6 protein-coding genes and 1 pseudogene are annotated in these 5,789 nt (G+C 48.6%); 4 read left to right on the top strand and 3 right to left on the bottom strand.

From position 1 onward, the window contains the following. The 3 genes and pseudogenes from KQJ18_RS20865 to KQJ18_RS20875 form a co-directional block, all read right to left on the bottom strand. Nucleotides 1-190, bottom strand: a pseudogene (locus KQJ18_RS20865) (flagellar biosynthetic protein FliP); the annotation flags it as partial. Beyond that, nucleotides 187-558: a FliM/FliN family flagellar motor switch protein gene (locus tag KQJ18_RS20870; protein WP_003838856.1), complete on the bottom strand. Its 372-nt coding sequence runs from the start codon at nt 556-558 to the stop codon at nt 187-189. The gene KQJ18_RS20870 and the pseudogene KQJ18_RS20865, both read right to left, overlap by 4 nt. Next, nucleotides 551-1,414 carry a FliM/FliN family flagellar motor switch protein gene (locus KQJ18_RS20875; protein WP_038637570.1) on the bottom strand — a complete coding sequence of 288 codons (864 nt, stop codon included), beginning with the start codon at nt 1,412-1,414 and terminating at the stop codon, nt 551-553. Before KQJ18_RS20875 ends, KQJ18_RS20870 begins: the two co-directional genes overlap by 8 nt. Before the next feature lie 593 nt (nt 1,415-2,007). Here KQJ18_RS20875 and KQJ18_RS20880 point away from each other — a divergent pair. The 4 genes from KQJ18_RS20880 to fliG all read left to right on the top strand — a co-directional run. Then, nucleotides 2,008-2,994: a sigma-54 dependent transcriptional regulator gene (locus tag KQJ18_RS20880; protein ID WP_038637572.1), complete on the top strand. Its 987-nt coding sequence runs from the start codon at nt 2,008-2,010 to the stop codon at nt 2,992-2,994. Nucleotides 2,995-3,041: 47 nt separating this feature from the next. After that, a complete protein-coding gene (locus KQJ18_RS20885; RefSeq protein WP_038637576.1) occupies nt 3,042-3,395 on the top strand; it encodes a flagellar hook-basal body complex protein FliE in 354 nt (117 codons plus the stop codon). A gap of 4 nt (nt 3,396-3,399) precedes the next feature. Beyond that, complete coding sequence (gene fliF, locus KQJ18_RS20890) at nt 3,400-5,079, top strand: flagellar basal-body MS-ring/collar protein FliF (RefSeq protein WP_216422644.1); 1,680 nt, start codon at nt 3,400-3,402, stop codon at nt 5,077-5,079. Beyond that, nucleotides 5,057-5,789 (top strand): flagellar motor switch protein FliG (fliG, locus tag KQJ18_RS20895; protein WP_216422645.1); only part of this gene is annotated, 733 nt, incomplete at its 3' end. The genes fliF and fliG, both read left to right, overlap by 23 nt.

A 5,789-nucleotide genomic window follows, 5' to 3' on the forward strand; every position in this document is an offset into this window, starting at 1 on the left:
GCACCAGGGTAGGCAGAATGCCCACCAGGGTCATCAGGATTAGGACCTGGATTTTTACGCTGTATTCCTGGCTATTTCCGTGTGAAACTACATTCAGCAACGGGATATCTCCCCCTTGCGCGCAGGCAAAGGGAGAAAGGATGAGTAACGAGATACCCAGTAAGAGCGTGAGTGTTGGCGCGCGTTTCATGGTGCCAGGTCGTTAATTTCATGCGTGTTGAATTCAAGGACGCGCAGGCCATATTTTTCGTTGACCACAACCACTTCAGCCTTACCTAGCAGGATATTATTGACCTTAATATCCAGCGGTTCACCGGCGAGTTTATCCATCTCGATGACGGTGTCGTCATCAATGTTTAGCAGATCGGCCAGCATCACCTCCACGGAGGAGACTTCCAGCGTTAGCGTGACTGGAATACGTTTGAGTAATGACATCGACTCGGAAAAACGGTCTTCTAAACGCGCTACCAGCTTTTCAGTGACAGACGGCGCGGGTGGCGTAGTTGCTTCGGGGGCTAACTCGAAGCCTTGCTCTAAAATATCTTCTGGCTTACTCATAGGATTTCTCCGTCTTGCTCGTTAATTCGGACAAAAACAGTTTGTCTTTATCCTCTACGATCAGGGCATTAAATAATTCGGATTTCCCGATATAAACAGGGAAAGTATCAGGCATCGCAATCGGTAAAATATCGCCGGGTTTAATCGTCGTCAGATCGGCAACATTCAGAGGAATTTCTGCAATCTTCACGTTCATGGTTAGCGGCAGCGTATGAATGATTTCTTTGATCAGCGTTTTTTTACGCGTTTCAGCGCTGGCTTTATCAATCTGCTTTTTTTTCTCTCCATGCTCGCTACGGCGAATCAAATTCAGAATATAATCGGTATGCGAATCGTCCAGTAAGATGCGGAAACTGCAATTCTCATCATCACCTAATACAAATGTAAGCTGATAAGCCCAGTGGGTTTGTATGGTGCTGCTGTCGGGTTTGAGCGTCAGTGGAATACCAGATATATTTTTATTAAAAATGATATTGCAAATATCTAGCGCCAGTCTGCTTCGCAAGCGGATTTCCGTTTTGGTTGGTAAATCATCCTGCGACTTCTCGTCGGCGAGAGATGATGCCAGACCATAAAAGTTACCTAATAACATTAACAATAATGCGCGGTCGATATCAAAGGCCAGATGCCCAACCTGAGAAACTAATAACTCCGCACTTTTATTGATAACATCCATCTCACACTGTATTTTTTTTAGTGTTATATTTGTGCGGTGTTTTTTCAGGAAATAGTTTCCAAGATGTGATTCAATTGTATCAAAACTTCCCGTAAACATAGTCGGCAGACGATGATATGGACGTCCAAGCCGGTTTCCTTCAAGTTTAAAGATTCCGGGCGTTTGACTATATTTCAGCATGGTGCGCTTTCTCAGCTGTAATTTCTGGGGCGGATGAGTTGATATCAAATCCCGCGGTTATCAAAGAAAATACAAATCCATTTAATTTATTACTCATCCTTGACGCTATTCTCATAGTGTTGAAGTCCATTAGATATGAAATGCAGTACCTGGGCTCTTCACTGATCCAGGGCTGGATATTAGATATTTTACCCCTCCCTTCTGCAAGTTATTAATGGTGATGAACTATAATTAAAAAATAATTAATTACACATCCGTGATGTTGCCCGCCTACAGTCTGTCGCTGCGTAGGGTTATCTTGCTGTCTATTTTTTATGCTGATTTTCTTGTAGTTGTTTGTTTTTCAAGGAATAATATTTTTATTATCTTTTAATTTAAGATTGTTAATGATACCGGTGATAGTATTTTTTTAGGAAAAACCCTATTTGAAAATAGTCTCCGATAGGGCTGCCCTGTGAAAGGGCGGTAAAACATGAGCAAGGATGGGATTAAGACATGGCACGGGTGATATCTATTATTCGATGATTGTGCTTTGGAATGATTTGTATATTTCTCGTAACGGATGTTAACTTTACTTCTAAGTGTAAATAATCATGTTTGAACTTATTGCCGAAGCAGCCTCCAGCATTAACGTTTTTTCAATGGCAAGACGTATTGCTGCTTTTAATGTTCCAGTACTTATCCATGGCGAAACCGGTACGGGTAAAGAATGTATCGCCAAATTTATCCACTCGATTGCATTTGCGCAGGAGGCGTCGGCGCCTTATATCGGTGTGAATTGCGCTGCTATTCCTGAAAATATGCTGGAAGCCACGCTCTTTGGTTATGATAAAGGGGCGTTTACCGGGGCAGTGGCCACCGTACCGGGAAAGATGGAATTAGCTAATAACGGTACATTGTTATTGGATGAAATCGGTGATATGCCGTTGGCGCTACAGGCCAAGATACTGCGCGTATTACAGGAACAACAGGTTGAGCGTTTAGGCAGTAACCGTCTCATCAAATTAAATTTTCGTTTAATTGCCTGCACCAATAAAAACCTTGAAGAAGAGGTTGCGGCAGGACGCTTCAGAGAAGATCTCTATTATCGCATGTCAGTGATTCCGTTGACGATGCCGCCCTTGCGCGAGCGTATGGAAGATATTATCCCGTTGGCGGAATCCTTTATTAAAAAATACTCCACGGTGCTGGTAAAAAATATCAAGCTTTCTGAATCGTCACGCCGGGCATTACTCAGCTATGCGTGGCCGGGTAACGTACGCCAACTGGAGAACGCGATTCAACGAGGAATGATCCTTAATCGTGATGGCGTTATTTATCCAGATACGTTAGGTCTGCCATCTATTGAGTCCGATTCCTGGAGCGAGCCGCAATGGCAACCTAAACCCAGCGCGCAAATTACCACCAGCGCCAATCTGGGCCAGCATGGTCGTAGCGCGCAGTATCAATATATCGCTGACCTGATGCGCAAATATCAGGGTAATAAAACCAAAATCGCTGATTTATTAGGAATCACCCCACGTGCGCTTCGTTATCGTCTGGCATCAATGAGAAAACAGGGAATAGAGATCTTTTCCTGAATCAGTCTGTGGTACCGAGAACGCTTTTCTAATTTTAAGAGTAGGTCATGAGCATAAATACGATAGCCCCAGCCAGTACGATGCAGACGCAAATGATGCAGGACATGCAGCAGATGAAAGCGGTCGCGCAAGCGCCCGTCCTTTCGCCGATGCAGGTTAACGCCCAGCAGGCATCATCTCCGGTTTCGTTCGACCGCGTTATGCAAGGGGCGCTGAATCATGTTGATCGGTTCCAGCAGGTTGCGGAACAAAAACAAACGGCCATTGAGATGGGGAAAAGCGACGACCTGGCGGGGGCGATGATCGCCAGCCAGCAGGCATCGTTATCGTTTTCCGCGCTGGTGCAGGTACGCAATAAAGTCGCTTCCGGATTCAATGACCTGATGAGCATGTCAGTCTAACGCTATGAATGAACTAATAAAAAAAGTTACTCAGTTTTTACCATCCTTCTCTTTCAGGCTGGATGGTAATAAACGACTGGCGTTACTGGCGGCAGCGGCTGTTGCGGCTACCGCCATTATTGTCAGCGTGCTATGGAATGGCAACCACGGCTATGTTTCGCTGTACGGTAGCCAGGAGAATATCCCGGTTTCGCAGATCGTCACCGTGCTGGATGGTGAAAAGCTGGAATACCGCATCGATCCGCAAAGCGGACAAATTCTGGTTCCGGAAGAGGACTTGTCCAAAACGCGAATGACGCTGGCGGCGAAAGGCGTTCAGGCCATGCTGCCCAGCGGCTATGAACTGATGGATAAAGATGAAGTGCTGGGCGCCAGTCAGTTTGTGCAAAACGTTCGCTACAAGCGGAGTCTGGAAGGCGAACTGGCGCAGAGCATCATGACGCTGGACGCCGTCGAGAGCGCCCGAGTGCATCTGGCGCTGAATGAAGAGAGTTCCTTTGTCGTCAGCGACGAGCCGCAAAACAGCGCCTCGGTGGTGGTGCGTCTGCATTATGGCAGCAAGCTGGATCTGGACAAGGTGAATGCTATCGTGCACCTGGTGTCCGGCAGCGTGCCTGATTTGAAAGCTTCGCAGGTCAGCGTTGTCGACCAGGCGGGGAATTTATTGTCCGACGGTATTGGCGCGGGTGAAGCGGTTTCTGCGGCGACGCGTAAGCGCGACCAGATCCTCAAAGATATTCAGGATAAGACCCGCGCCAGCCTCGCAAACGTTCTCGACTCGCTGGTCGGCACTGGCAACTACCGGGTGAGCGTGATGCCGGATCTCGATCTGAGCAATATCGACGAAACCCAGGAGCATTACGGCGACACGCCAAAAGTTAACCGTGAAGAGACGGTACTCGATAGCGATACCAGCCAAATCGCCATGGGGATCCCCGGCTCGCTGAGTAACCGTCCTCCAGTGGCGGCAAATCAAGTGACGAATGGCGCCAATGGAAGCGCGCCAGAGGAATCTAACCAGCCCGCTGCGTTGTCAAAGCATAGCGAGAACAAACGCGACTACTCCTGGGACCGTAGCGTTGAACATATCCAGCATCCCGGTTTCGACATTAAACGTTTAAATGTGGCTGTGGTACTTAACCAGAGCGCGCCTGCGTTGAAGAACTGGAAACCGGAGCAAACCACGCAATTGACGGCGCTGTTGAATAACGCCGCCGGGATTGATGCCAGGCGTGGCGACAATCTGTCTTTATCGCTGCTTAATTTTGTGCCGCAGTCGATCCCCGTCGAGCCGGTGGTCCCCTTTTGGAAAGATGACGACATTCTGGCCTGGGTGCGTCTGATTGGCTGCGGTCTGTTGGCTCTGCTGTTGCTGCTGTTTGTTGTTCGCCCGGTCATGAAACGGTTGACCGCCGTACGTCGCCGGACGTCGGCGCCAGAGCTGGCGCTGGATGCCGCACCGATCGCGATTCCTGCGGACAAACCCCATTTTGCGGCCGCTGAAGATGAACGTAAAAATATCGAACTGCCTTCTTTCCCTGGTGACGATAGCCTGCCTTCGCAGAGCTCCGGTCTGGAAGTGAAGCTGGAGTTCCTGCAAAAACTGGCGATGAGCGACACCGATCGCGTAGCTGAAGTTCTCAGACAATGGATTACCAGCAATGAGCGAATTGACAATAAATAACGGCAGCAACAATAGCTATCTGGAACAGGCCGCAATTTTATTGCTGTGTCTGGGCGAGGAGGCGGCAGCCACGGTGATGCAAAAACTCAGCCGCGAAGAGGTGGTTCGCCTGAGTGAAAACATGGCGCGTCTGTCTGGGGTAAAAACCAGCATAGCTAAAAAAGTGATCAATAACTTTTTTGATGAATTCCGCGAACAAAGCGGTATCAACGGCGCATCGCGTTCCATGCTGCAAGGGATCCTCAATAAAGCGCTGGGCACAGAAATCGCCAGCAGCGTGATCAACGGTATTTATGGCGATGAGATCCGTTCGCGGATGGCGCGTTTACAGTGGGTGGAGCCGCGCCAGTTGGCGATACTGATCTCCGAAGAGCATTTGCAGCTACAGGCCGTATTTCTTGCCTTCCTGACGCCAGAGATCTCGGCCACGGTACTGTCTTACATGAATGAGTCAGTGCAAAACGAGATCCTCTATCGCGTAGCTAAACTGAACGATGTGAACAGGGACGTGGTGGATGAGCTGGATCGTTTGATCGAGCGTGGGCTGTCGGTACTTTCTGAACATGGCTCGAAAGTGAAAGGGATCAAGCAGGCTGCGGATATCGTGAACCGCTTCCAGGGGAATCAACAGGTGATTCTCGATCAGCTGCGCGAACGCGATGAAAATGTGCTCGAACAGTTGCAGGATGAAATGTACGACTTCTTTATTC

The sequence above is a fragment of the Citrobacter sp. S55_ASV_140 genome, from assembly GCF_018919505.1.
In the GTDB taxonomy this organism is placed as follows: domain Bacteria; phylum Pseudomonadota; class Gammaproteobacteria; order Enterobacterales; family Enterobacteriaceae; genus Citrobacter; species Citrobacter werkmanii.

Bases quoted from the DNA above. Each gene is read 5' to 3' on its own strand.
- KQJ18_RS20875 (WP_038637570.1), bottom strand. From the start codon at position 1,414: ATGCTGAAATATAGTCAAACGCCCGGAATCTTTAAACTTGAAGGAAAC.
- fliF (WP_216422644.1), top strand. From the start codon at position 3,400: ATGAATGAACTAATAAAAAAAGTTACTCAGTTTTTACCATCCTTCTCT.
- KQJ18_RS20880 (WP_038637572.1), top strand. From the start codon at position 2,008: ATGTTTGAACTTATTGCCGAAGCAGCCTCCAGCATTAACGTTTTTTCA.
- KQJ18_RS20870 (WP_003838856.1), bottom strand. From the start codon at position 558: ATGAGTAAGCCAGAAGATATTTTAGAGCAAGGCTTCGAGTTAGCCCCC.
- KQJ18_RS20885 (WP_038637576.1), top strand. From the start codon at position 3,042: ATGAGCATAAATACGATAGCCCCAGCCAGTACGATGCAGACGCAAATG.